Here is a 22,838-nt window from a genome sequence, read left to right as displayed (position 1 = left end):
GCCACAGCAGGTTCCAGGCAGGCGGTAGGCAGATGGACTTCCCGGCGGACTTCTCCGCGGACTTCCCGGCGCAGGCGCACCCCCACCCGCACGGCGGATGGCCCGGCAACGAGCTGGAGGAGGTGCTCTCGGCGTCCCTCGGCGTCGGACCGTCGGCCGGCGGCCGGATCATCGAGGTGCTCGGCCGGAGCTTCGTCTGGATCCCGCTGCCCAATGGCGGCGGCCCGCACAGCGGCCCCCTCGACCTGCCCTCCCTGGAGATCGAGGGGCAGGCGTATGTGCCGGTGTTCAGCTCCGAGGAGCAGTTCCGCCAGGTGGTCGGCGCCCACATGGCGTACACCATCGCCCCGGCCGTGGAGTTCGCCCGCGGCCTGCCCCCGCAGGCCGGGATCGCCGTCAACCCGGGCGGTGTGGTCGGCATCCCGCTGCCGCCGCCCGCCGTGGCCGAACTGTGCCGGGTCGGACGCACCCCGCTCGACGGTCCCGCGAGCGGCGGCCGGGTCCGCCTCTTCGAACCCGACTGGCAGGACGACCCGGTGGACTTCCTCTCCGCGGCCTCCGCCGAGTTCGAGGGCATCGGGGTGGTCCTCACCGCCCGCCGCTGCCTCGCCGCCATCGAGACGGCCGACCCGGTCATGTTCGTCGGCGTCGAGCTCTCCCAGTGGGAGGGAGACTTGCGCGCACTGCCGTTGGAGGCCCTCGGCCGGGCCCTGACCAAGGCCCCGGTCACCTGGCCCGTCAACCTCGTCCTCCTCGACGTCGCCCAGGACCCGGTGGGCGACTGGATGCGGGAAAGGGTCCGGCCTTTCTACACCCAGGGCCAGTGAGCCACCTCAAGGGGCGCATACCCAAGGGCGCGGGGCTGTGTAGCTATGCGGCTCCGCCGCGCGGGCGCGACAAGCCACACACAACCCGCAGCCGCGAGAACGGCACCAAGCCCCGAGCTCGGAGGCAGGCTTAAGCTAGTCGCACGGTTGGGTCGAGGGTGTTGTACGAAGGGGCGGTAAAAACGTGAGCGCGAGCGGCACAGCCGCGGCCGGCCAGGTCGAGCACATGCTGCGCCAGGTGACGCCCGGGCGCTACGACGCCTACGAGGCACTCCTGCGCGCGCTCGCCACCCCCTCCACCGGCCAGGTCTGGATGCTGCTGTGGCACGGCCAGGCCGGTTCCCCGGACGCCCAGTACGGGAACATGGAGGTCGACGGCTACGGCTACGCCCCCTGCGTCACCTCCGCCCAGGAACTGAGCGCCAGCGGCTGGAACCGCTCGTACGAGGTGGTCGACGGCCTGGAGGTGGCCCGGGCCCTCTACCCCGACCACTACGGCCTCTGGCTCAACCCGCACGCCCCGGGCGGCGGCGTCGGCATCCCCTGGCTCGACCTGCGCCGGATCGCCACCGGCCTGGACCGCCAGCCCGCAGGCCCTCTCCGGCTGTCCGAACCGGCCATCGAGATCCCGCAGTTCTACGCCCTCCTCGCGCAGAACGCCCACCGCACCCCGGCCGTCCGCTCGCTGCGCCGCGCCTGGGTGCAGCCCGCGCTCGGGGCGCCGTACCTGGCCATCGGCCTGGACGTGTACGACACTTCCCCGCCCGCCGTGGACGCCGTGCGCGCGATGATGCAGCAGTCCATCGGCGCAGTTCCGGACGGCCTGCCCGTGTCGACCGTGGCGATGTCCGACGAGCACGACCCGGTCGCGATGTGGCTGCGCGCCAACGCCCGCCCCTTCTACGACCGCGAGGCCCACGCCGCCGCCCCCGCCCAGGCCCCGGCGGCCGGTTACGGATACCCGCCGGCGCAGGGCCGGTACTGACCGCCCCCGCACCGCCCCTCGTCGCGGCGGACACACTTCTTCGCGCGTAGATGAGGGTGGAAGATCCCGCGCCACCCGGAATGTCCCAACTTGCCTGCGTCCGACCGCCGTTACCCGCTGTTCGGATAACGGAACCCCCCAGCCAGCATCACGTTTACGCATCCATTCACCGCCAAGTCTGGCAACAAAACGCCGAAGCGTTGAAGACTCCCGCACCAGGGGCGTTCGCCCCTGTGTACGACGGACTGATCACGCCGCCACAGCGGCGAAGTGCGTGCCGGTCACCGCCGGTTGAGAGGGGTCCCTGCCTGATGACGGCACCATTGCACGAGCCGACCGCCGAAGCGGCCCCGAGTGCGGCCGAGGAAGCGGCGGTAGCCGGCGGCGAGGCGAAGGCCGTACAGGGGCGTTCCCTGGGGCGCATCGCCTGGGAGCGTCTTAAACGGGACAAACTCGCCCTCGTGGGTGGCGTCGTGGTGCTCCTGCTCATCGCGGTCGCGCTGCTGGCGCCGGTCATCACGAACCTGGTGGGCCAGGATCCCGAGACGCACCACGAGGACCTGATCGACCCTCTGTTCGGCACTCCCAAGGGCGCGTTGGGCGGCATCAGCGGCGAGCACCTGCTGGGTGTCGAGCCGGTCAGCGGCCGCGACATCTTCGCCCGTATCGTCTACGGCGCCCAGATCTCACTCCTCGTGGGCTTCCTGTCCGCGATCGTCGCCGTCGTGATCGGCACCGTCCTGGGTGTCCTGGCCGGCTTCTTCGGCGGCTGGGTCGACGCCCTCATCAGCCGTGTCATGGACGGCCTGCTGGCCTTCCCGCAACTGCTGTTCATCATCGCGCTGGTCTCGGTCATGCCGAACCAGATGCTGGGACTCACCGGCACGGGCGTGCGCCTGTTCGTGATGATCCTGGTCATCGGGTTCTTCGGCTGGCCCTACATCGGCCGTGTGGTGCGCGGCCAGACGCTCTCACTGCGCGAGCGGGAGTACGTCGAGGCGGCCAGATCGCTCGGCGCCGGCCGGTTCTACATCCTCTTCAGGGAACTTCTGCCCAACCTCGTCGCGCCCATCATCGTGTACACGACGATGATGATCCCCACCAACATCCTCACCGAGGCGGCACTCAGCTTCCTGGGCGTGGGCGTCAAGCCGCCCACGGCCTCCTGGGGGCAGATGCTTTCGAGCGCGATCGACTACTACGACTCGGATCCCATGTACATGGTGATCCCGGGCGTGGCGATCTTCATCACCGTTCTTGCCTTCAACCTCTTCGGCGACGGCGTGCGTGACGCGCTGGACCCGAAGGGCTCCCGCTGAACTGCCGTACCCACAGCGACCCGTGGCACCTGGCACGGGGTCTCTCATCTAATCCGGAGGATCCGAGATCGTGACTACCCAACGCACCTCAGGGCGGCGCAAGCAGGCCATGGCCGCTGCAGCCGTGGTCGCCGCGCTGCTGACCACGGCGGCGTGCGGCGGCGGCAACGACAAGGAAGGCTCGAAGAACGGCGCGGCCGGCTTCAACGCCGCGAACAACAAGGTCGCCCAGGCCTCCCTCGCCAAGAAGGGCGGCACGCTGAAGTTCGCCGGCGTCCAGGACGCCGACTCGTGGGACACCACGCGCGGCTACTACGGCTTCATGTGGAACTTCTCCCGCTACTACAGCCGTCAGCTCGTCACGAGCAAGACGGAGCCGGGCAAGGCCGGCACCGAGCTGACCCCCGACCTCGCCACCGGGCTCGCCAAGATCTCGGCCGACAAGAAGACCTACACGTACACCCTGCGTGACGGCATCACCTGGGAGGACGGCAAGCCGATCACCTCCAAGGACATCAAGTACGGCATCGAGCGCGTCTGGGCGCAGGACGTGCTGTCCGGCGGCCCGGTGTACCTGAAGGACGTGCTCGACCCGAAGGGCGAGTACCCGGGTCCGTACAAGGACAAGTCCAAGGACAAGCTGGGCCTGAAGGCCATCGAGACGCCGGACGACAAGACCATCGTCTTCAAGCTGCCGACGCCCAACTCGGACTTCGAGGAGATGCTGGCCCTCACCTCGGCCTCCCCGGTCCGCCAGGACAAGGACACCAAGTCCAAGTACGGCCTGCGCCCGTTCTCCTCCGGCCCGTACAAGTTCCAGTCGTACAACCCGGGCAAGGACCTCACCCTGGTCCGCAACACCGAGTGGAAGCAGTCCTCGGACCCGATCCGCAAGGCGTACCCGGACAAGATCACGGTCAAGTTCTTCTCGAACGCCAACGACATGGACGCGCGCCTGGTCGCCGGCGACTACGACCTGGACATCAACCAGACCGGCATGTCGCCGCAGGGCCGCACCACCGCCCTGAAGCAGCACAAGGCCAACCTGGACAACCCGGTCTCCGGCTACATCCGTTACGCGGTCTTCCCGCAGAGCGTAAAGCCGTTCGACAACATCCACTGCCGCAAGGCCGTCATCTACGGCGCCGACCACGTGTCGCTGCAGAACGCGCGGGGCGGCCCCATCGCCGGCGGTGACATCGGCACCAACATGCTGCCGCCGTCCGTCCCGGGCGCCGAGGGCCAGAAGTACGACCCGTACGAGCTCGCCGGCGCCAACAAGAAGGGCAACGTCGCCAAGGCCAAGGAAGAGCTGAAGGCCTGCGGCAAGCCGAACGGCTTCAAGACCACCATCGCCGTGCGCAACAACAAGCCGGCCGAGGTGGCCACCGCCGAGTCCCTCCAGGCCTCGCTGAAGAAGGTCGGCATCCAGGTCGACATCGACCAGTACGACGGCTCGCAGAGCACCGGCATCATCGGCAGCCCCTCGAACGTGAAGAAGAAGGGCTACGGCATCATCATCATGGGCTGGGGCCCGGACTTCCCGTCCGTCCAGGGCTACGGCATGCCGCTGTGGGACAGCAGCTACATCCTCGAGAGCGGCAACAACAACTTCGCCCTGATCAAGGACAAGACGATCGACGGCCTGTTCGACAAGTACGTCACCACGCTGGACGACGCGGAGAAGACCAGGATCGCCACGGAGATCAACCACAAGGTCATGGAGGGCGGCTACTACCTGCCCTTCGTCTTCGAGAAGTTCATCAACTGGCGCTCGAACCGACTGGCCAACGTCTACACGACGGACGCGTACAGCGGCATGTACGACTTCGTCAACCTCGGCCTGAAGTCCGCGAAGTAAACCCGGCACACCCGCCGTACGGCACGAAAGGCAGGTGAAGGCCGGCGCGGCGTGACCGCGGGCCACCGGAGGACCTCCGGCGGCCCGCGGTCCGCGGCGGGCCGAGATCTGTGCTCGCTTACCTGATCAGGCGGCTGTTCGCCGCCGTAGTGATGCTCGTGGTCATCATCATGGTGGTCTTCGGCATCTTCTTCCTCGTCCCCAAGTGGGCGGGCGTCGACATCGCCACCAGCTTCGTGGGCAAGCAGGCCGACCCCGCAGCCGTCGAGGCCGTGCGGCAGAAGCTGGGCCTGAGCGACCCGATCTACGTCCAGGTCTGGGAGTTCTTCAAGGGCATTTTCGTGGGCCGCACCTACGCGGCCGGCGGTGACGTGACGAACTGCGCCGCGCCGTGCTTCGGCTACTCCTTCCGCAGCGAACAGGCCATCTGGCCGGTGCTGACCGACCGCTTCCCGGTGACCCTGGGGCTCGCGCTCGGTGCCGCCGTGCTGTGGCTGCTGCTCGGTGTCACGGCGGGTGTCCTCTCCGCGCTCAAGCGGGGCAGCCTGTGGGACCGCGGTGCGATGGTCGTCGCCCTCGCGGGTGTCTCCCTCCCGATCTACTTCACCGGTCTGCTCAGCCTCGCGATCTTCTCCTACGGGCTGGGCTGGATCAACGCGGAGTACGTGCCCCTGGAGGAGAGCTTCACCGGCTGGCTCGGCGGCATGATCCTGCCGTGGATCACCCTCGCGTTCCTGTACGCGGCGATGTACGCCCGGATCACCCGCGCCACCATGCTGGAGATCCTCGGCGAGGACTACATCCGCACCGCCCGCGCCAAGGGCCTGCGCGAACAGGTCGTCATCCGCAAGCACGCCATGCGCTCGACGATGACGCCCATCCTGACCATGCTCGGCATGGACCTCGGCGCGCTCATCGGCGGCGCCATCCTGACCGAGACGACGTTCAGCCTGCCCGGCCTGGGCCAGGCTGTTCTGGGCGCGATCAAGAACCAGGACCTGCCCGTCATCCTGGGCGTCACCCTGATCACCTCCGTCGCGGTGCTCATCGCCAACCTCGTGGTGGACGTCCTGTACGCCGTGATCGACCCCCGAGTGAGGCTCGCATGACCGAACTCAGCAAGGCCGGAGCGGCCGTGGGCGAGCCCACGACCGACTCGCCGGCGCCGACCGCCTTCCTGGAAGTGCGCGACCTGAAGGTGCATTTCCCGACCGACGACGGCCTGGTCAAGTCCGTCGACGGGCTCAGCTTCCAGCTGGAGAAGGGAAAGACCCTCGGCATCGTGGGCGAGTCGGGCTCCGGCAAGTCGGTGACCTCGCTCGGCATCATGGGCCTGCACACCGCCGGCCAGTACGGCAAGCGCAAGGCCCGGATCTCCGGCGAGATCTGGCTGGACGGCACCGAACTGCTGTCCGCCGACCCGGACCATGTACGCAAGCTGCGTGGCCGCCAGATGGCGATGATCTTCCAGGACCCGCTGTCCGCGCTGCACCCGTACTACACGATCGGCCAGCAGATCGTGGAGGCGTACCGCATCCACCACGACGTGGACAAGAAGACCGCCAAGCGCCGTGCCGTGGAGATGCTGGACCGCGTCGGCATCCCGCAGCCGGACAAGCGCGTCGACAGCTACCCGCACGAGTTCTCCGGCGGTATGCGCCAGCGCGCGATGATCGCGATGTCGCTGGTCAACAACCCCGAACTGCTCATCGCGGACGAGCCGACGACCGCCCTCGACGTGACCGTCCAGGCGCAGATCCTCGACCTCATCCGGGATCTGCAGAAGGAGTTCGGCTCCGCGGTCATCGTCATCACGCACGACCTGGGCGTCGTCGCCGAGCTCGCCGACGACATCCTGGTGATGTACGGCGGCCGCTGCGTCGAGCGGGGCCCGGCCGAGAAGGTGTTCTACGAGCCCCGCCACCCCTACACCTGGGGCCTGCTCGGCTCGATGCCGCGCCTCGACCGTGAGCAGCAGGAGCGCCTCATCCCGGTCAAGGGCTCCCCGCCCTCCCTGATCAACGTTCCGTCCGGCTGCGCCTTCAACCCACGCTGCCCGTACGCCGACGTACCCAAGGACAACGTCACCCGCACGGTCCGCCCCGAGCTGGCCGAGGTCGGCAGCCGGCACTGGGCCGCCTGCCACCTGACCAAGGAGCAGCGGGAGCGTATCTGGACCGAAGAGATTGCGCCGAAGCTGTGAGCGAGAACTCCAAGGACACGGCCCTGACCACTCCCGCGAAGAGCGACGGCACCGAGGCGAAGGCCGCAGGCGCCGCCACGCTCACCAAGGACGCCGCCGGCGGCGACATCCTGCTGAAGGTGACCGGGCTCCAGAAGCACTTCCCGATCCGCAAGGGCCTGCTCCAGCGGCAGGTCGGCGCGGTGCGCGCGGTCGACGGCATCGACTTCGAGGTCAGGGCCGGCGAAACCCTGGGCGTCGTGGGCGAGTCGGGCTGCGGCAAGTCGACGATGGGCCGGCTGATCACCCGGCTGCTCGAACCCACCGCCGGGAAGGTCGAGTTCGAGGGGAAGGACATCACACACCTCGGCGTCGGCGGCATGCGCCCCCTGCGCCGCGACGTGCAGATGATCTTCCAGGACCCGTACTCGTCGCTGAACCCGCGCCACACCATCGGCACGATCGTCGGCGCCCCCTTCCGGCTGCAGGGCGTCACGCCCGAGGGCGGCATCAAGAAGGAGGTCCAGCGGCTGCTGTCGGTGGTCGGCCTCAACCCCGAGCACTACAACCGCTACCCGCACGAGTTCTCCGGCGGCCAGCGCCAGCGCATCGGCATCGCCCGCGCGCTCGCGCTCAACCCGAAGCTGGTCGTGGCCGACGAGCCGGTCTCCGCGCTCGACGTGTCGATCCAGGCCCAGGTCGTCAACCTCCTGGACGACCTCCAGCAGGAGCTGGGCCTGACCTACGTGATCATCGCGCACGACCTGTCGGTCGTCCGGCACGTCTCGGACCGGATCGCGGTGATGTACCTCGGCAAGATCGTCGAGCTGGCCGACCGCGATCTGCTCTACAAGACACCGATGCACCCGTACACCAAGGCGCTGATGTCGGCGGTGCCGATCCCGGACCCGCGGCGCAAGTCGGCCAAGAGCGAGCGCATCCTGCTCAAGGGCGATGTGCCCTCGCCGATCTCCCCGCCGAGCGGCTGCCGCTTCCACACCCGGTGCTGGAAGGCCACGGAGATCTGCCGGACGACCGAGCCGCCGCTGCTGGAGCTGCGGCCCGGCCAGCGGGTGGCCTGCCACCACCCGGAGAACTTCGAGGACCAGGCCCCGCAGGACACGGTGCTGCTGACCGCCGCGAAGGAGGCGGCGGAGCTGGTGGCCGACGAGGTGCTGGCCGAGTCGGCGGAGACGTCGGCGGCCGTGGCCGCGGAGGTGGAGGCCTCCTCGAGCAACGAGGCGTCCAAGGAGAAGTAGCCCAGATCGATCCCCCGCCTTGCTTTGTAAGGCGGGGGCTTTTCTGTGCGCAAGACTGTAAAGGTGCTCCAGCAACTCTTCACCCCGTCCGTCCAGCACACGCTCGACCTGGTCGGCATCTTCGTCTTCGCGATCTCCGGCGCCCTGCTGGCCGTCCGCAAGAACTTCGACGTCTTCGGCATCGCCGTCCTGGCCGAGGTCACCGCCCTGGGCGGCGGGTTGTTCCGCGACCTGGTCATCGGCTCCGTACCGCCCGCCGCCTTCACGGACCTCGGGTACTTCATCACCCCCCTGCTCGCCACCTTGCTGGTCTTCTTCCTCCACCCGCAGGTGGAGCGCATCCAGGGCGGGGTGAACATCTTCGACGCGGCCGGCCTCGGTCTGTTCTGCGTCGCCGGCACGACCAAGGCCTACGAGTACGGGCTGGGCCTGACCGCCTCGGCCTGCCTGGGCCTGGCGACCGCCGTGGGCGGCGGCGTACTCCGGGACGTGCTGGCCAACGAGGTGCCCTCGCTGCTGCGCTGGGACCGCGACCTGTACGCGGTCCCGGCGATGGTCGGCGCCGCGCTGGTCGCCGTCTGCATCCGTTACGACGCCCTGAACCCGTTCACCAGCGCCCTCGCGGTGATCACCGCTTTCGTCCTGCGCCTGCTCGCGATGCGGTTCCACTGGCGAGCTCCGCGGGCGTGGCACCGGCGGTCGACGGTGCGGGAGGAATAGCGCCCCTCATGACGTGGCGTGTGCCCATCACCTCGGTCAGCCAGCGGAACGCCGGGACCACCTGTGGCCGCCACAGCGCCATGGTGTGCCCGCCCGCGCTCCTCGGGACGTACACCACGTGCACGCTCGTCGGCGCCTTCGCGATCTGTTCGAGGGCCACGGCCGCCTCGTAGCCGTCGTGCGGCTGGCCGGAGAGGTAGAGCGAGATCCGGGGCGGGGTGCGGGCCTCCTTCAGGAGGAGGAAGGGGTTGTTCGCGGCGCGCAGGGCCGGGTTCTGGGCGGCCAGTGAGTCGCGTTCGCCGATCGGGTCGTTGTAGCCGGACAGGCTGACGGCGGCCCGGTAGCGGTCCGGGTGGGCGACGGCGAGCTTGACCGCGCAGTGCGCGCCCGCCGAGTACCCGGCGACGGCCCAGCCCCGCGGGGCGGCCTCGGCGCGGAAGTTGTCCATGACCATCATCGGCACGTCGATGCTCAGCCACGTGTCGGCGTTGACCGTGCCCGGGATGTTGGCGCAGCCGGTGTCCACCCCGGCCAGCAGATTGGTCCGCGGCGCCACCAGGATGAACGGGGCGACCTGGCCGTCGCGCATCAGCGGCAGCAGCTGCTCGTGGGCGTGCAGCGCGCCGAACCAGGCCTTCGCCGAGCCGGGGTAGCCCGGCAGCAGCTCCACGACCGGGAACCTGTGGTGCCGGTAGGCGGGTTCGTCGTACTGCGGCGGCAGCCACACGTACACCTCGGCGTTCACGCCCGACACCCGGCCCTTGAGCTGGGTGACGCGCACCCCGCCGGCCGCGCCCATGCCGGGACCACTGGCCGGCTCGAAGGTCTGCCGGACCTTCGGCAGCCGTTTCAGCGCGATGCCGCCGGTGCCGCCCGCCCCCAGGTCGGCGGCCTGCTCGACGTGGTTGCCGGTGCCGAGCAGGTCGGCCCAGTTGTCGTACAGGTTGTTGGCGTTGTTCACCAGTACGAAGACCAGGGCCACGGCCGTGCCCTGGGCGAACAGCAGCATCAGCGTCCGGGCGGCGGCGCGCAGCACCCGCGGTCCCCGGACGCGCGACCACAGCACGAGCGGCAGCGCGAGGGCGGCGACGGCCAGCACGATCAGCGTGAAGAGGAACGGAGTCCCGGTGAGGCTCATGCCCCTACAGAGGGGGAGACGGCGCCTCGGGTTTACGGACGAGTACGGACACTTACCGGGAAATTGCCCGCGTCTCACTCAACCTCGACCAACCCAAAGCTACCGCTTAGTAGTTACTTCTTGTACTGTTCAGCCATGCCAGAAGCAGCTTCCGCACCGGCCACGCGGGCCGTGATCGGCGACAGCGAGTTCGACCGCGACACCGCGGTCACCCTGCGCGCACCCGGCGTCTACGACATCGACCTCTCCGCCGGCTGGACGATCATCAACGCCGTCAACGGCGGCTACCTCCTGGCCGTCCTCGGCCGCGCGCTCGCGGACGCCCTGCCGCACCCCGACCCCTTCACCATCTCGGCGCACTACCTGACCGCCTCCCAGCCGGGCCCGGCGGTCGTCCGCACCGAGACCGTCCGCACCGGCCGGACCCTGTCGACCGGCCAGGCCTCCCTCTTCCAGTACGACGAGGAGGGCCACGAGGTCGAACGCATCCGCGTCCTCGCCTCCTACGGCGACCTGGACTCCCTCCCCGACGACGTCCGCACGACGGCCAGGCCGCCCGCGATCCCGCCGATGGAGCAGTGCTTCGGCCCCGAGGACGGACCGGCTCCCGTCTCCGGCAGCTCGGCCATCGCCGACCGCCTGATGCTCAAGCTGGACCCGTCGACCCTGGGCTGGGCGCTCGGACAGCCCTCCGGCAGGGGTGAGATGCGGGCCTGGTTCGGGCTGGCGGACGGCCGGGACGCCGACCCGCTCTCCCTGCTCCTGGCGGTGGACGCCCTGCCGCCCACCGCCTTCGAGCTCGGGCTGTCCGGCTGGGTGCCCACCGTCGAGCTGACCGTGCACGTGCGGTGCCGCCCGGCGCCGGGCCCGCTGCGCGTGTCGATCACCACGCGCAACCTCGCCGGCGGCTTCCTGGAGGAGGACGCCGAGGTCTGGGACAGCGCCGACCGGCTGGTGGCCCAGTCCCGGCAGCTGGCCCGGGTCAGGCTCCGCTGAGGGACCTGCGCCCCAGCCAGGCCGCCAACTGCCCGTAGGCGTCGGCCCCTTCGGGGGCCGGCACCGCCGAGCCGAAGGGCACCTGGTCTCCCCGCCGCTCGTCGGGCAGCATGCGGCGGGCGACGGGGAGTGCGAACTCGGCCAGTTCCGCGTCGAGTTCGAGGGGATGGCCGAGCGCCTCGGACAGGTCCCAGGTGTGGACCACCGTCTCCAGGACGTAGCCGGCCAGGACCTGACGACCGGGCAGCTCGCCGAACGGCATGCGCAGCAGCGCGTCCAGACGGCCGTCGGCCGCCCAGGCCTTCGTGGCCCGCGTCCTGGCCTCGTCGTACGCGGCTGTCCAGCCGTCATCCGGCACACCGTCGACGAACGGCCGTACGGCGAGCGCGTCACCGCCCTCGGCGGCGACCGCGACCCGGTGGGTGGCGCCGGCCAGATGGCTCAGCAGGGTGCGCACATCGAACTCGGTGCAGGGCGTGGGGCCGTCGAGCTGCTCCGCCCGTACGGTCTTGATCAGCGCGGCGGCCTGCTCGGTGGCGCGGGCGAAGAGGGGGCGGGGGGCGGTGGTGTCCATGGTCGGCCTTTCCGTGAGTCGTCGACCAGAGGCTGGCCGGATAACCTGACAACAGCCGTCAACATTTGCCCGGGCCCGGTGCCCGCCGCGATCCTGGTGCCGTGAAGTCCGACCGCCTGCTGTCGATCCTGCTGCTCCTGCAGACCCGTGGCCGCGTCCCCGCACGTGAACTCGCCGAGCGGCTCGAGGTGTCGGTGCGCACCATCTACCGCGACGTCGAGGCCCTGTCGGCCGCGGGCGTCCCGGTGTACGCCGAACGCGGGCGGCACGGCGGCATCGAACTGCTCGCGGGCTTCCGTACGGACGTCACCGGCCTGACCGCCGACGAGTCCCGCGCGCTGTTCATCCTGGCCGCGCAGGGCGCGCACGCCGCGCTCGGCCTGGACGCGGCGCTCGGCTCGGCGCTGCGCAAGGTGATGGCCGCGCTGCCGGCCCCGCACCGGCCCGCCGCCGAGGTCACCTCCCGCCGCATCCTCGTCGACGCCACCCGCTGGAAGGGCGGCCCGCAGGCCGCCGCCGACCTGGACACCCTGCAGGACGCGGTGTTCGCCGACCGGCGGCTGCGCCTGCGCTACCGGCACAGCGGCGCGCAGGAGGTGCGGACGTACACCGTCGACCCGTACGGCCTGGTCTGCAAGGCGGGCGTCTGGTACCTGGTCGCCGACCGGCGCGGCGCGCCCCGGCTCTTCCGGGCCGACCGGGTGCGGTCGGCCGTGCTGCTCGACGACCCGGTCCGGCGCCGGCCCGGCATCGAACTCGCCGACGTCTGGGAGGTGCTGCGCCGCCAGGTGGAGGAACGCCCCGGCGGACTCGACGTCACGGTGCGGGTGCGGCGCGAGCGCTTCGACATGTTCCAGCGCCTGCTGGCCTCCTGGCTGGCGGCAGCCGCGGACGACGACGGCACCAGTGCGTGGGTGACCGCGCACCTGACGTTCGGCCTGGTCCCCGAGGCCCGCCAGCTGCTGATGTTCGGCGACCAGGTGGAGGTCGTCTCCCCGCCCGAGGTCCGCGAGGAACTGGCCCGGGCGGCGGCCTCGGTCGTGGCGCTGTACCAGCGGGGGGCTCAGTCCAGCCAGTGACGGCGGCCGATGCTGATCAGCCGCAACTGCCGCATCGCGACCTGCGTGACGCGCTCGCGCTCCTCCGCCGGGACGTCCGGGGCCTGCTGTGCCTCCAGGAAGAGGGAGGCCGTGATCAGCATCTGGTCGACGTAGAGGTTCGCGAGCATCAGCAGGTCGTCGTCGCTCCAGCCCGCCGACACCGGGTCCTTGGCCAGCTCGTCCCTGACCTCCTCGGCGAACCGGGTCAGTTGGGCCCGTATGGCCGCCCGCACCGGCTGGACTCCGCCATGTCGCTCGCGGGCGATAAACCGGACATGTGCGGGGTACGCGTCCACATGACGGGCGATCAGCTCGATGGCGCGCGCGATGCGTTCCTCGCTGTCGCCCGCCGTGGACACCGTCGTCCGGATCATCGGGTGCAGGCTGCCCAGCGCCTCCTCGACCAGGGCCACGCCGAGGTCGGCCGTGGACCGGAAGTGCCGGTAGAAGGCGGTCGGGGCCACCCCGACGGCGCGGGTGACCTCACGCAGGCCCAGGCTGCTCAGGCTCTGCTCCTCCAGCAGACCGAGCGCCGCGTCCAGGAGCGCCTGCCGGGTCTTCTGCTTCTGGGCCTGCCGGATGCCGAGGGTGTGACTCATACCATGCAGTTAACAACTGTTCTCCGGAATTGGAAAGTCATACCGGACACTAGACTGGGAAGTCAGTGAACAACTGTAACTACAAATAGGTCACCGTCGTTCACCGTCGTTCACCGACAAGTTGGGGGATCTCACCCATGCTGTTCATCGTCGCTGCACTCCTGCTGCTGGGTGTCGTCCTGGGCACCGTGGCCCACGCGCCGCTCGGCTTCTCCGTCGCCGCGGGTGTCGTCATCGCCGTCTGGCTCGGCATCTTCGCGCTCCGCGAGCGCCACGGCCGCCGGCGCCACCCGCGGGCCCACTGACCACCAGGCCCACTGACCACCCGTCCGCGCACCACCCCTCGTCAACTGACCTGACCGTCGGGAGCTGATCACCATGCACCTCACCGCACCGGCGAGCCGCCGTACCGGTATCCACGACACCGACGGCATGGCCGTCGCGTCCTTCGTCCTCGGCCTGGTGGGCCTGCTCGTCCTCAACGTCTTCCTCGGCCCGATCGCCATCGTGCTGGCGAGCGTCGCCCTGTGGCGGGGCACGCAGCGCCGGGGCCGCGCCTGGCTGGGCCTCTGCCTGGGCATCGCCGACCTGGTGGTCCTGGCGGCGTTCATGCAGGCGGACAACACGATCTCGTGGAGCTTCTAGAACTCCGCGGCGGGCGGCCGGGGTGAGCCGCACCCGCGTATTTCCGGCCGACCTTCATCTGAGGCCGGTCGACGAAGCCCCGTAGAATCGGCCTCACCATGGCTTACCTCGACCACGCCGCGACCACCCCGATGCTTCCCGAGGCAGTCGAGGCACTCACCGCGCACCTCAGCGTCACCGGCAACGCCTCCTCCCTCCACGCGTCCGGCCGTCGCGCCCGCCGCACCGCAGAGGAGGCCCGCGAAACTCTCGCCGAAGCCCTCGGCGCCCGCCCCAGCGAGGTCGTGTTCACCTCCGGCGGCACCGAGGCCGACAACCTCGCCGTCAAGGGCCTGTACTGGTCGCGCCGCGACGCCGACCCGGCCCGCACCCGGGTCCTCGCCAGCCCCGTCGAGCACCACGCGGTCCTCGACGCCGTGCACTGGCTGGGCGAACACGAGGGCGCCACCGTCGAGTACCTCCCGGTCGACTCCTACGGCCGCGTCCATCCCGAGGCCCTGCGCGAGGCGATCGTCCGCAACCCCCACGACGTGGCCCTGGCCACCGTCATGTGGGCGAACAACGAGATCGGCACGGTCCTGCCGATCCGCGAACTGGCCGATGTGGCACGGGAGTTCGACGTCCCCCTGCACTCCGACGCCGTCCAGGCCTTCGGGCAGGTCCCCGTCGACTTCGCCGCCTCCGGTCTCGCCGCGATGACCGTGTCCAGCCACAAGATCGGGGGCCCGTACGGCATCGGCGCGCTGATCCTCGGCCGCGAGCACAGCCCCGTACCCGTGCTGCACGGCGGCGGCCAGGAGCGGCACGTGCGCTCGGGCACCCTCGACGTCCCCGCGGTCGCCGCCTTCGCCGTCGCCGGCCGGCTGGCGGCCCAGCAGCGCGAGTGGTTCGCGCGGGAGATCGGCGCGCTGCGCGACGCCCTGATCGAGGCCGTCCGTACGGCGGTGCCCGACGCGATCCTCGGCGGCGACCCGGCACCGGAGGGCCGCCTCCCGGCCAACGCCCACTTCACGTTCCCGGGCTGCGAGGGCGACTCCCTGCTGCTCCTGCTGGACGCCCAGGGCATAGAGTGCTCCACCGGCTCCGCCTGCACCGCCGGCGTCGCCCAGCCCAGCCATGTCCTCCTCGCCACCGGAACCGCCCCGGACCTGGCCCGCGGCACCCTGCGTTTCTCGCTCGGGCACACCTCGACGGAGGCGGATGTGGAGGCGCTGGCGAAGGCGATCGGCCCGGCGGTGGAGCGGGCGCGGGCGGCCGGGCTCACCTAGCGCCGCAACAGGCGACGTTTGCCCGGTCTGTAGGTGACGCACCACGCACCGTTCGGGTGCTGCGCCGGATCGCAGCCATGGCCCGGCGGAACAGGCGGCAGACGCCTCGCCACCGTCTTGACCGCTCCGAAAACGTTGTCCGATGCGGCACTAGCGCCGCCCGGCCAGGCGGCCCGGACAGGCGGCCCGGGCAGACAGTACAGACGGCCAAGGACAGCCCGGGCAGACAGTACAGACGGCCAAGGACAGACAGTACAGACAGTCCGGACACACGAAAGGGACCTACGAGACGGGTTCCCTTCGCCGGTATTGTCCGGATCAGGTAGTGGGGGTCGCCTTCCAGTCTCTCGACCTTCCGGCCTCTCAGCCCGACCGTCGACGTCGGCCGCGGCGGAAGCCGAAGCTTCGCGCCCAAGTCGGCATCTCCGGTCGTGGCTCCCTCACTCGTCCCGTAGGCCTGTAACCATGATAAAACGCCCATCTCCGGATGGAACCCCTAGAACCGGATTTTTTGCTCGGGCTGTGTTGCCCGGGATGTCACCCGCATGGACCTCCCTCGGTGGCGGGGCGGGAGTGGTGAGGGGTGGATGGGAGGCAGGGGGATCGCGTACTCCGGGCCACCCCGGACCTTCTGAAGGGCGAACTCGATGGCGAAGTACCTCTTCAAGGTCAAACTGACCGCGGACGGGCTGAAGGGCCTGCTCAAGGAGGGCGGTACCGCGCGCCGTGAGGTGGTCGAGCGCACGGTGCAGAGCCTCGGAGGCCGCCTGGAGTCGGTCTACTGGGCTTTTGGTGACGACGACGTCTACGTCACGGCGGAACTGCCGGACAACGTCTCCGCCGCCGCACTCGGCCTGGTCACGTCGGCGAGCGGCGGGGTGCGCACCAGCACGGTCGTGCTGCTCACAGTCGAGGAGATCGACGAAGCGGTCCGCAGGAAGGTGGACTACCGCGCACTCGGTGCCTGACGGGCAGGGCCTGCTCGGCGGGGCGCGCCGCCCGGTCCGCTCGGTGGCCCGACCCGCACGTCCCGCTCGGCGCGCCGCGTGCCCCACGGGCCCGTCACGTGCGGACAGCACGGGACGGGCTCACGCCGGCGCCGTACGTGCGCGTCGCACCAGTCTCATGTAGCGGTCCCAGTCCCAGTGCGGCCCCGGATCGGTGTGGTCCGTCCCCGGCACCTCCACATGGCCGATGATGTGCTCGCGGTCGACGGGGATGTCGTAGCGCGCGCAGATCCGGGCCGTGAGCAGGGCCGAGGCCTCGTACATCTCGGTCGTGAAGCCCTCCGGCCGGTCCACGAACCCCTCGTGCTCGATGCCGACGCTGCGCTCGTTGTAGTCGCGGTTGCCCGCGTGGTACGCCACGTCCAGCTCGCGGATCATCTGCGCGATGTGCCCGTCCTTGCGGACGACGTAGTGCGAGGCCGCGCCGTGCCCCGGGTCCTGGAAGACCTTCACCGCGCTGTTGAAGCTGCCCTGCGTGACATGGATGACCACCATGTCTATGCCGTAGTCGTCGGGCCGGTCCGCGCGGCGCCAGTTCGCCTCCGACGCCGCCACCCACCGGGCGCCCGCGTAGTCGACCTCGCCGTCCTTGCGCGGCTTCTCGACGCCGGGCGCGCGCCACCACAGCTGCGCCAGTTCGTCGCGCGCCAGCACCGCCGCCGTGCCCACGGCCGCCGCCGTCCCGCCGACGATCAGGGCCCGCCGCCCGATGCGCCGGTCCGTGTCCGTGTTCGCGTCCTTGCCCCTGGATGCTCGTCTCGCCCCCATGTGATCGTGAACGGATACTCGGCGGCTCTGGTTCCCGCGCCCCCGTACCCTGGAAGGGCTATGACTGACACCCCGCAGCGCTCCCGCCCCCTCCGCGTCCTGGCCGCCATGTCCGGCGGCGTGGACTCCGCCGTCGCCGCCGCCCGCGCGGCCGAGGCGGGGCACGACGTGACCGGCGTCCACCTCGCGCTCTCCGCGAACCCTCAATCGTTCCGCACGGGCGCGCGGGGCTGTTGCACCATCGAGGACTCCCGGGACGCCCGCCGCGCCGCCGATGTCATCGGCATCCCGTTCTACGTCTGGGACCTCGCCGACCGTTTCCGTGAGGACGTGGTCGAGGACTTCGTCGCCGAGTACGAGGCCGGCCGCACCCCGAACCCCTGCCTGCGCTGCAACGAGAAGATCAAGTTCGCGGCACTGCTCGACAAGGCGCTCGCGCTCGGCTTCGACGCCGTCTGCACGGGCCACTACGCGAAGATCGTGACCCTCCCCGACGGCAGGCGCGAGCTGCACCGCGCCTCCGACATGGCCAAGGACCAGTCGTACGTGCTGGGTGTACTGGACGAGAAGCAGCTGGCGCACGCCATGTTCCCCCTCGGCGACACGGTCACCACGAAGGAGGAGATCCGCGCGGAGGCCGAGCGCCGGGGGCTGGCGGTGGCCAAGAAGCCGGACTCCCACGACATCTGCTTCATCGCCGACGGCGACACCCAGGGCTTCCTGGCGCAGCGGCTCGGCAGGTCCGAGGGCGACATCGTCGACGAGTCCGGCACCAAGCTGGGCACGCACGAGGGCGCGTACGGCTTCACCATCGGCCAGCGCAAGGGACTGCGCATCGGCACCCCCGCCCCCGACGGCAAGCCGCGCTACGTCCTGGACATCTCCCCGGTGACCAACACGGTGACGGTGGGCCCGGCGTCCGCCCTGGACGTCACCGCCCTGACGGCGATCAAGCCCCGCTGGTGCGGCACGGCCCCCACCGGCCCCGGCACCTACACGGCCCAGCTCCGCGCCCACGGCGGCGAGACGGAGGTCACCGCCGAACTGGTCGACGGCGAACTGCGGGTCACCTTCACCGAGCCGGTCCGCGGCGTCGCCCCCGGCCAGGCGATCGTCCTGTACGACGGCACGCGCGTGGTGGGCTCGGCGACGATCGCCTCGACGGTACGGGCGACGGCGGGCGTGGCCTGAGCAGACGTGGTGCCGCCCGGCCGATGTCCGCGCGCGTGGCGTGGGTGATGGTGCGTCGTGCGGCCGGGTTGACGTCACGCGCGGGCGTTGCCCGGTTCCCCGCGCGCACGCGTGTGCCGTTCAGCGTGAAGCGCGGCTTCTGCCCGAGCGTCTCGGCTCCCGGCACGCACGCGTGTGCCCCGGCGCTGCTGTCGCGCGATCATCGCTCGGCGTCGGCGTCGGCGTCGGCGTCGGCGTCGGCGTGGACGTCGGCTCGGCGTCGGTGCCGCGTGACGCGCGCCTGATGCGCGCAGGCACAGTACGCGCGCGTGGCTCTCCGGCGGCCGTGGTTCCCGCGTCCGGCAGCCGGTGCCAGTGCCGGTGATCCGCTCGTGCCTGCCCCGGGCCGACGGCACCTCAAAGGGCGCGCCGCGGGCTCGAGCCCACGCGCGCGCCCCGCAGGCGCGTCGTCGGTCGCCGCGTCACCCCGCGAAGAACTCCGCCAGCACCGGCGCCAGCACGTTCGGGTCCACCATGTGGGTCTGGTCCTCCAGCACGCGGTACGTCCCCTCCGGCACGGCCTCCGCGACCGCCTGGGCCGCCTCGCGCATCCAGGCGGGGCTCGCGCCGCCCGCCAGGGCCAGGACGGGGACGGTGACCGAGGACAGACGGGCTCGGGGGACCCGGCCGTCGCCCATGACCGCGTCGTCGTATGCGAGGCTCGGCGCGAGCGCCTCCATGTCGGCCCACATGGGGGACTGGCGGGCGCCCTGGATCACCTCCTCGGCGAGTCCGGTCAGCCGCAGGAAGAGCTCGACCGCGTCCCCGCGCCGGTCGTGCCCGAGCGCCTCGGAAAGGCGCTCGGTGTACTCCGCGCGGGCTTCCACCTCGTCCTCGGACATCGCGAACGGCGTCTCGTACACCGCCACGCGCCGCACCGGCAGCCCGCTCGCCGCCGCTTCCAGGGCCAACGCGCCGCCCGACGAGATGCCGTACAGCGACGCCTGGCCGCCCGCCGCGTCGATCAGCGCCGCCAGGTCCTCGACCTCGCGCTCCACCGCGTACGGCGCGGTGTCCCCGCTCTCCCCGCGGCCCCGGCGGTCGTAGACGACGACCTGGAAGCGCTGGGAGAGCGGCCCGGCCAGCGGCGCCACCGTGGCGCCCGTCGACATCGCGCCGCTGATGAGGACGACCGCGGGACCCTGCCCGGTGCTCTGGTACGCGAGGGAGGTGCCGTCACGCGAAAGGATCTTCTTGTCCATGCCTGTGCAGACTGCCGCACGACGCGGAATTAATCGGGCACGACACCGCCGCTCACGCCACTTCCACTTCGTAGAAGCACAAGTGGTCCTTGATCTCCGCCACGTCCGGCTTCGGGTCGGGGTACGCCCAGACCACATCCGCCGCGTCCGGCAGGGACCAGTAGGAGGCGGTGCCCTTGAAGGGGCAGTAGGTGTGGGTCTCGGACGGGGTGAGCAGGTCCAGCCGTACGTCCTGGGCCGGGATGTAGTACCGCACGGGGCAGCCGGTCTCCCTCAGGAGGAGCGGCCGGTCCGTCTCGGCGAGCACCTGGCCGCCGTGGACGACCCGGACGCGCTGTGTGCCCCGTTCGATGGTGATGCGGTGGCCTTCGGTCACGGTCGTGCCTCCCTGGGGTAGCCCTCTCCAGGCGTTACAGCGCACGCTGTCGCCGAGTTCTTCCCGGCACCCGCCCACAGGAGGTCCTCATGGGAGCCGCAGCCCGGTCCGGAAACCGCAGCAGCCACACCCACCAGGTCCGCTACGCCCTGCGCCACCCGCAGCGCGTCCCCGCCCACGTCGGCCGAATCCTCGCGCCCGGCCGCTTCTTGGACTTCACGTTCGACCGCACGGAGGGAGAGGAACACCACGTCCTGCGCGAGGACTTCTACTACCGGACGCAGACGCTGGTCGAACTCGCCGAGAAACACGGCCTGTCGTCCCGGTTCACGGACGACTGGGAGGAACTTCCGCACCGCCAGTCCAAGATGCGGGTGACCGCGATGTCCGAGCCGGCCCCTACGGTGGGCTCATGAACATCTGCGTCTTCCTCTCCGCCGCCGACCTCGACGAGCGCTACACACGCCCCGCGCGGGAGTTCGCCAAGCTGCTGGGCAAGGGCGGGCACACGCTGGTGTGGGGCGGCTCGGACGTCGGGCTCATGAAGGTGGTCGCCGACGGGGTGCAGGAGGCGGGCGGCCGGCTGGTCGGCGTCTCGGTGCAGTTCCTGGCGGCCAAGGCGCGCCCGGGCGTCGACGAGATGGTGATCGCGCGCGACCTGGCCGAGCGCAAGAAGCTGCTCCTGGAGAAGGCCGACGCCGTGGTGATCATGGTCGGCGGCACCGGCACGCTCGACGAGGCGACCGAGATCCTGGAGCTGAAGAAGCACGGGCACACGGACAAGCCGGTGGTCCTGCTCAACACCGCGGGCTTCTACGACGGCCTGAAGGAGCAGTTCCGCCGCATGGAGGACGAGGGCTTCCTGCCCCGGCCGCTGAGCGACCTGGTGTTCTTCGCGGAGGAGCCGGTGGGGGCACTGGCGTATCTGGAGGAGAGCCAGGGCGTGGAGTGAGAGCGGCGTGAGCCCGGCCCGCGGGAGAGCCGGGGCGTGAGGTGAGCCGGGGTGATGCGAGCATGGCGGGCATGGCTACACATGTGATCACCGGAGCGGGTTCCGGCATCGGCGCGGCCGTGGCCCGCCGGCTGCACGCGCGCGGGGACGACCTCGTGCTGCACGCGCGCGACGCGGCCCGTGCGAAGGAGCTCGCGGCCGAGTTCCCCGGCGCGCGCACCCTGGTCGGCGACCTGGCGGACCCGGACAAGCTGTCCTGGGCCTTCTCGCACCAGACGCTCCCCGACCGGGTGGACTCCCTCCTGCACATCGCCGGCGTGGTCGACCTCGGCCCGGTCGGCGAGCTGACCCCGAAGACCTGGCGGCACCAGCTCAACGTCAACCTGATCGCCCCCGCCGAGCTGACCCGCCTCTTCCTGCCCCAGCTCCGCACGAGCCGGGGCCACGTGATCTTCGTCAACTCGGGCGCGGGCCTGAACGCCCACGCCGAATGGTCCGCGTACGCCGCCTCCAAGCACGGCCTGAAGGCCCTGGCCGACTCCCTGCGCCACGAGGAGCACGCGAACGGCATCCGCGTCACCTCGGTCTACCCGGGCCGCACGGCGAGCCCCATGCAGGCCAAGGTCCACCAGCAGGAGGGCAAGGAGTACGACCCGTCGAAGTGGATCGACCCCGAGTCGGTCGCGACCACGATCCTCATGGCCCTCGACCTGCCGAGGGACGCGGAGGTCAACGACCTGACGGTGCGGCCGGGGCGTTGACGTTGCCGGAGGCCTTCCGGCGCTGACCTCGTCGGTGCGGTTCCGTAGGCTGCTGTGGTGAGCGAAAACAGCCAGTTCAGGTTCGGTGCCGCCACCGGCGTCGGCTCGATGCCCGGCGATGATGCCCGTGAGGCCGCCAAGACCGTCACCGGGACCTTCGAGGACTTCCCGTTCCTGCCCGAGCTGCCCGCCCGGGGGCCCGGCGCGGACATGATCGGGCGCACCGCCGGAATGCTCGTCGAGCTGTACGCGCGCGTGGAGCCCAGCGGATGGCGGCTCGGGGACCGGCCGGGCCGGGACACCCAGCGGGCCCGCTCCTGGCTCCGCCAGGACCTCGACGCCCTGGAGGAGTTCACGCAGGGGTACGAGGGGCCGTTGAAGGTGCAGGCCGTCGGCCCGTGGACCCTTGCCGCCGGCCTGGAGCTGAGGAACGGCGAGGCCGCCCTGTCCGACCCCGGAGCCTGCCGGGACCTCGCCGCCTCGCTCGCCGAGGGCCTGCGCCTCCACCTCACCGAAACGCAGCGACGCGTCCCCGGCGCGCAGCTCGTCCTCCAGCTCGACGAGCCGTCCCTCACCGCCGTGCTGCGCGGCCAGGTGAAGACCGCCAGCGGCTACCGCACCCACCGGGCCGTCGACCGGCAGATCGTCGAGGCCACGCTCCGGGACGTCGTCGGGGTGCACGGCACCGGCCCGGTCGTGGTCCACTCGTGCGCGCCGGACGTCCCGTTCGCCCTGCTGCGCCGGGCGGGCGCGGCGGCGGTCTCCTTCGACTTCTCGCTCCTCACCGAGCGTGACGACGACATCATCGGTGAGGCGGTGGAGGGCGGCACCCGGCTGTTCGCCGGTGTCGTCCCGGGCACGGACGGCCCATTGTCAGACCCTGCCGGTAGCGTCATGGGTGTCAGGACGCTGTGGCGCAGGCTGGGGCTGTCACCGGGACTTCTCGCGGAGGCGGTCACGGTCACTCCGGCGTGCGGGCTCGCGGGGGCTTCCCCCGAGTACGCGCGAGGGGCGCTCGCCCACTGCGTCCGGGCGGCGAGATCCCTCGCGGACAACCCAGAGTAACGGG

At 70.9% G+C, this 22,838-nt stretch carries 24 protein-coding genes and 1 pseudogene; 19 read left to right on the top strand and 6 right to left on the bottom strand.

What is annotated here, in order from left to right:
• The first annotated feature begins 32 nt into the window (after positions 1-32).
• From ACYVMZ_RS24845 to ACYVMZ_RS24810, 8 genes are all read left to right on the top strand, one after another.
• Complete coding sequence (locus ACYVMZ_RS24845; RefSeq protein ID WP_461083235.1) at positions 33-827, top strand: enhanced serine sensitivity protein SseB; 795 nt, start codon at positions 33-35, stop codon at positions 825-827.
• A 184-nt stretch (positions 828-1,011) separates the two neighbouring features.
• Positions 1,012-1,812 carry an enhanced serine sensitivity protein SseB C-terminal domain-containing protein gene (locus ACYVMZ_RS24840; RefSeq protein WP_461083233.1) on the top strand — a complete coding sequence of 267 codons (801 nt, stop codon included), beginning with the start codon at positions 1,012-1,014 and terminating at the stop codon, positions 1,810-1,812.
• Between the two features lie 311 nt (positions 1,813-2,123).
• The gene (locus ACYVMZ_RS24835; RefSeq protein WP_461083231.1) at positions 2,124-3,131 is read left to right on the top strand and encodes an ABC transporter permease; all 1,008 of its coding nucleotides are present in this window, start codon (positions 2,124-2,126) and stop codon (positions 3,129-3,131) included.
• Between the two features lie 70 nt (positions 3,132-3,201).
• Complete coding sequence (locus tag ACYVMZ_RS24830) at positions 3,202-4,992, top strand: ABC transporter substrate-binding protein (protein WP_461083229.1); 1,791 nt, start codon at positions 3,202-3,204, stop codon at positions 4,990-4,992.
• Positions 4,993-5,102: 110 nt separating this feature from the next.
• Positions 5,103-6,101 carry an ABC transporter permease gene (locus tag ACYVMZ_RS24825; protein WP_461083227.1) on the top strand — a complete coding sequence of 333 codons (999 nt, stop codon included), beginning with the start codon at positions 5,103-5,105 and terminating at the stop codon, positions 6,099-6,101.
• Complete coding sequence (locus tag ACYVMZ_RS24820; RefSeq protein ID WP_461083225.1) at positions 6,098-7,195, top strand: ABC transporter ATP-binding protein; 1,098 nt, start codon at positions 6,098-6,100, stop codon at positions 7,193-7,195. Before ACYVMZ_RS24825 ends, ACYVMZ_RS24820 begins: the two co-directional genes overlap by 4 nt.
• A gap of 23 nt (positions 7,196-7,218) precedes the next feature.
• Positions 7,219-8,433: an ABC transporter ATP-binding protein gene (locus ACYVMZ_RS24815; RefSeq protein WP_461083303.1), complete on the top strand. Its 1,215-nt coding sequence runs from the start codon at positions 7,219-7,221 to the stop codon at positions 8,431-8,433.
• A 63-nt stretch (positions 8,434-8,496) separates the two neighbouring features.
• On the top strand, positions 8,497-9,153 hold the full coding sequence (locus ACYVMZ_RS24810) for a trimeric intracellular cation channel family protein (RefSeq protein WP_461083301.1): 657 nt from the start codon (positions 8,497-8,499) through the stop codon (positions 9,151-9,153).
• Here ACYVMZ_RS24810 and ACYVMZ_RS24805 read toward each other — a convergent pair.
• Positions 9,062-10,291: an alpha/beta hydrolase gene (locus tag ACYVMZ_RS24805; protein WP_461083223.1), complete on the bottom strand. Its 1,230-nt coding sequence runs from the start codon at positions 10,289-10,291 to the stop codon at positions 9,062-9,064. The two genes, ACYVMZ_RS24810 and ACYVMZ_RS24805, sit on opposite strands and share 92 nt — an antisense overlap.
• Before the next feature lie 135 nt (positions 10,292-10,426).
• Here ACYVMZ_RS24805 and ACYVMZ_RS24800 point away from each other — a divergent pair, with 135 nt between their 5' ends.
• Positions 10,427-11,287 carry a thioesterase family protein gene (locus ACYVMZ_RS24800; RefSeq protein WP_461083221.1) on the top strand — a complete coding sequence of 287 codons (861 nt, stop codon included), beginning with the start codon at positions 10,427-10,429 and terminating at the stop codon, positions 11,285-11,287.
• Here the strand turns inward: ACYVMZ_RS24800 and ACYVMZ_RS24795 are convergent.
• Positions 11,274-11,861, bottom strand: coding sequence for a TIGR03086 family metal-binding protein (locus ACYVMZ_RS24795; RefSeq protein ID WP_461083219.1), 588 nt, complete (start codon positions 11,859-11,861; stop codon positions 11,274-11,276). The genes ACYVMZ_RS24800 and ACYVMZ_RS24795 overlap by 14 nt on opposite strands.
• A 101-nt stretch (positions 11,862-11,962) precedes the next feature.
• Between ACYVMZ_RS24795 and ACYVMZ_RS24790 the strand changes: the two genes are divergently transcribed.
• Positions 11,963-12,940, top strand: a complete 978-nt coding sequence (locus ACYVMZ_RS24790) for a helix-turn-helix transcriptional regulator (protein ID WP_461083217.1) — start codon at positions 11,963-11,965, stop codon at positions 12,938-12,940.
• Here ACYVMZ_RS24790 and ACYVMZ_RS24785 read toward each other — a convergent pair.
• Positions 12,925-13,560 (bottom strand): TetR family transcriptional regulator, encoded by a 636-nt coding sequence (locus ACYVMZ_RS24785; protein WP_461083215.1) that lies wholly within the window; start codon positions 13,558-13,560, stop codon positions 12,925-12,927. The genes ACYVMZ_RS24790 and ACYVMZ_RS24785 overlap by 16 nt on opposite strands.
• A gap of 137 nt (positions 13,561-13,697) precedes the next feature.
• Here ACYVMZ_RS24785 and ACYVMZ_RS24780 point away from each other — a divergent pair, with 137 nt between their 5' ends.
• The 4 genes from ACYVMZ_RS24780 to ACYVMZ_RS24765 all read left to right on the top strand — a co-directional run bounded on the left by ACYVMZ_RS24780 (position 13,698) and on the right by ACYVMZ_RS24765 (position 16,441).
• Positions 13,698-13,865, top strand: a complete 168-nt coding sequence (locus ACYVMZ_RS24780; protein WP_461083213.1) for a hypothetical protein — start codon at positions 13,698-13,700, stop codon at positions 13,863-13,865.
• A gap of 73 nt (positions 13,866-13,938) precedes the next feature.
• Positions 13,939-14,205 carry a DUF4190 domain-containing protein gene (locus ACYVMZ_RS24775; RefSeq protein WP_461083211.1) on the top strand — a complete coding sequence of 89 codons (267 nt, stop codon included), beginning with the start codon at positions 13,939-13,941 and terminating at the stop codon, positions 14,203-14,205.
• Between the two features lie 98 nt (positions 14,206-14,303).
• The gene (locus ACYVMZ_RS24770; protein ID WP_461083209.1) at positions 14,304-15,473 is read left to right on the top strand and encodes a cysteine desulfurase family protein; all 1,170 of its coding nucleotides are present in this window, start codon (positions 14,304-14,306) and stop codon (positions 15,471-15,473) included.
• 647 nt (positions 15,474-16,120) lie between these two features.
• Positions 16,121-16,441 carry a GYD domain-containing protein gene (locus tag ACYVMZ_RS24765; protein WP_461083207.1) on the top strand — a complete coding sequence of 107 codons (321 nt, stop codon included), beginning with the start codon at positions 16,121-16,123 and terminating at the stop codon, positions 16,439-16,441.
• A gap of 120 nt (positions 16,442-16,561) precedes the next feature.
• On the opposite strand, the gene ACYVMZ_RS24760 is transcribed toward ACYVMZ_RS24765, so the two are convergent.
• The gene (locus tag ACYVMZ_RS24760) at positions 16,562-17,248 is read right to left on the bottom strand and encodes an N-acetylmuramoyl-L-alanine amidase (protein ID WP_461083205.1); all 687 of its coding nucleotides are present in this window, start codon (positions 17,246-17,248) and stop codon (positions 16,562-16,564) included.
• 60 nt (positions 17,249-17,308) lie between these two features.
• On the opposite strand from ACYVMZ_RS24760, the gene mnmA reads away from it, so the two are divergent.
• Positions 17,309-18,439, top strand: a complete 1,131-nt coding sequence (gene mnmA / locus ACYVMZ_RS24755) for a tRNA 2-thiouridine(34) synthase MnmA (protein WP_461083203.1) — start codon at positions 17,309-17,311, stop codon at positions 18,437-18,439.
• A 461-nt stretch (positions 18,440-18,900) separates the two neighbouring features.
• On the opposite strand, the gene ACYVMZ_RS24750 is transcribed toward mnmA, so the two are convergent.
• Both ACYVMZ_RS24750 and ACYVMZ_RS24745 read right to left on the bottom strand, forming a co-directional pair.
• Positions 18,901-19,680 carry an alpha/beta fold hydrolase gene (locus tag ACYVMZ_RS24750; protein WP_461083201.1) on the bottom strand — a complete coding sequence of 260 codons (780 nt, stop codon included), beginning with the start codon at positions 19,678-19,680 and terminating at the stop codon, positions 18,901-18,903.
• Between the two features lie 52 nt (positions 19,681-19,732).
• On the bottom strand, positions 19,733-20,056 hold the full coding sequence (locus ACYVMZ_RS24745) for a DUF427 domain-containing protein (protein WP_461083199.1): 324 nt from the start codon (positions 20,054-20,056) through the stop codon (positions 19,733-19,735).
• 173 nt (positions 20,057-20,229) lie between these two features.
• Here ACYVMZ_RS24745 and ACYVMZ_RS24740 point away from each other — a divergent pair.
• From ACYVMZ_RS24740 to ACYVMZ_RS24725, 4 genes and pseudogenes are all read left to right on the top strand, one after another.
• A pseudogene (locus ACYVMZ_RS24740) lies at positions 20,230-20,472 on the top strand (methyltransferase); the annotation flags it as partial.
• On the top strand, positions 20,469-21,008 hold the full coding sequence (locus ACYVMZ_RS24735) for an LOG family protein (RefSeq protein WP_461083197.1): 540 nt from the start codon (positions 20,469-20,471) through the stop codon (positions 21,006-21,008). The pseudogene ACYVMZ_RS24740 and the gene ACYVMZ_RS24735, both read left to right, overlap by 4 nt.
• 62 nt (positions 21,009-21,070) lie before the next feature.
• The gene (locus ACYVMZ_RS24730; RefSeq protein ID WP_461083195.1) at positions 21,071-21,769 is read left to right on the top strand and encodes an SDR family oxidoreductase; all 699 of its coding nucleotides are present in this window, start codon (positions 21,071-21,073) and stop codon (positions 21,767-21,769) included.
• Positions 21,770-21,826: 57 nt separating this feature from the next.
• The gene (locus tag ACYVMZ_RS24725) at positions 21,827-22,834 is read left to right on the top strand and encodes a methionine synthase (RefSeq protein ID WP_461083193.1); all 1,008 of its coding nucleotides are present in this window, start codon (positions 21,827-21,829) and stop codon (positions 22,832-22,834) included.
• The last annotated feature ends 4 nt before the right edge of the window (positions 22,835-22,838 follow it).

Source organism: Streptomyces deserti (assembly GCF_054782695.1).
Note: the sequence above shows the minus strand (reverse complement) of the source record. Positions and strands in the feature narration are given on the sequence as shown.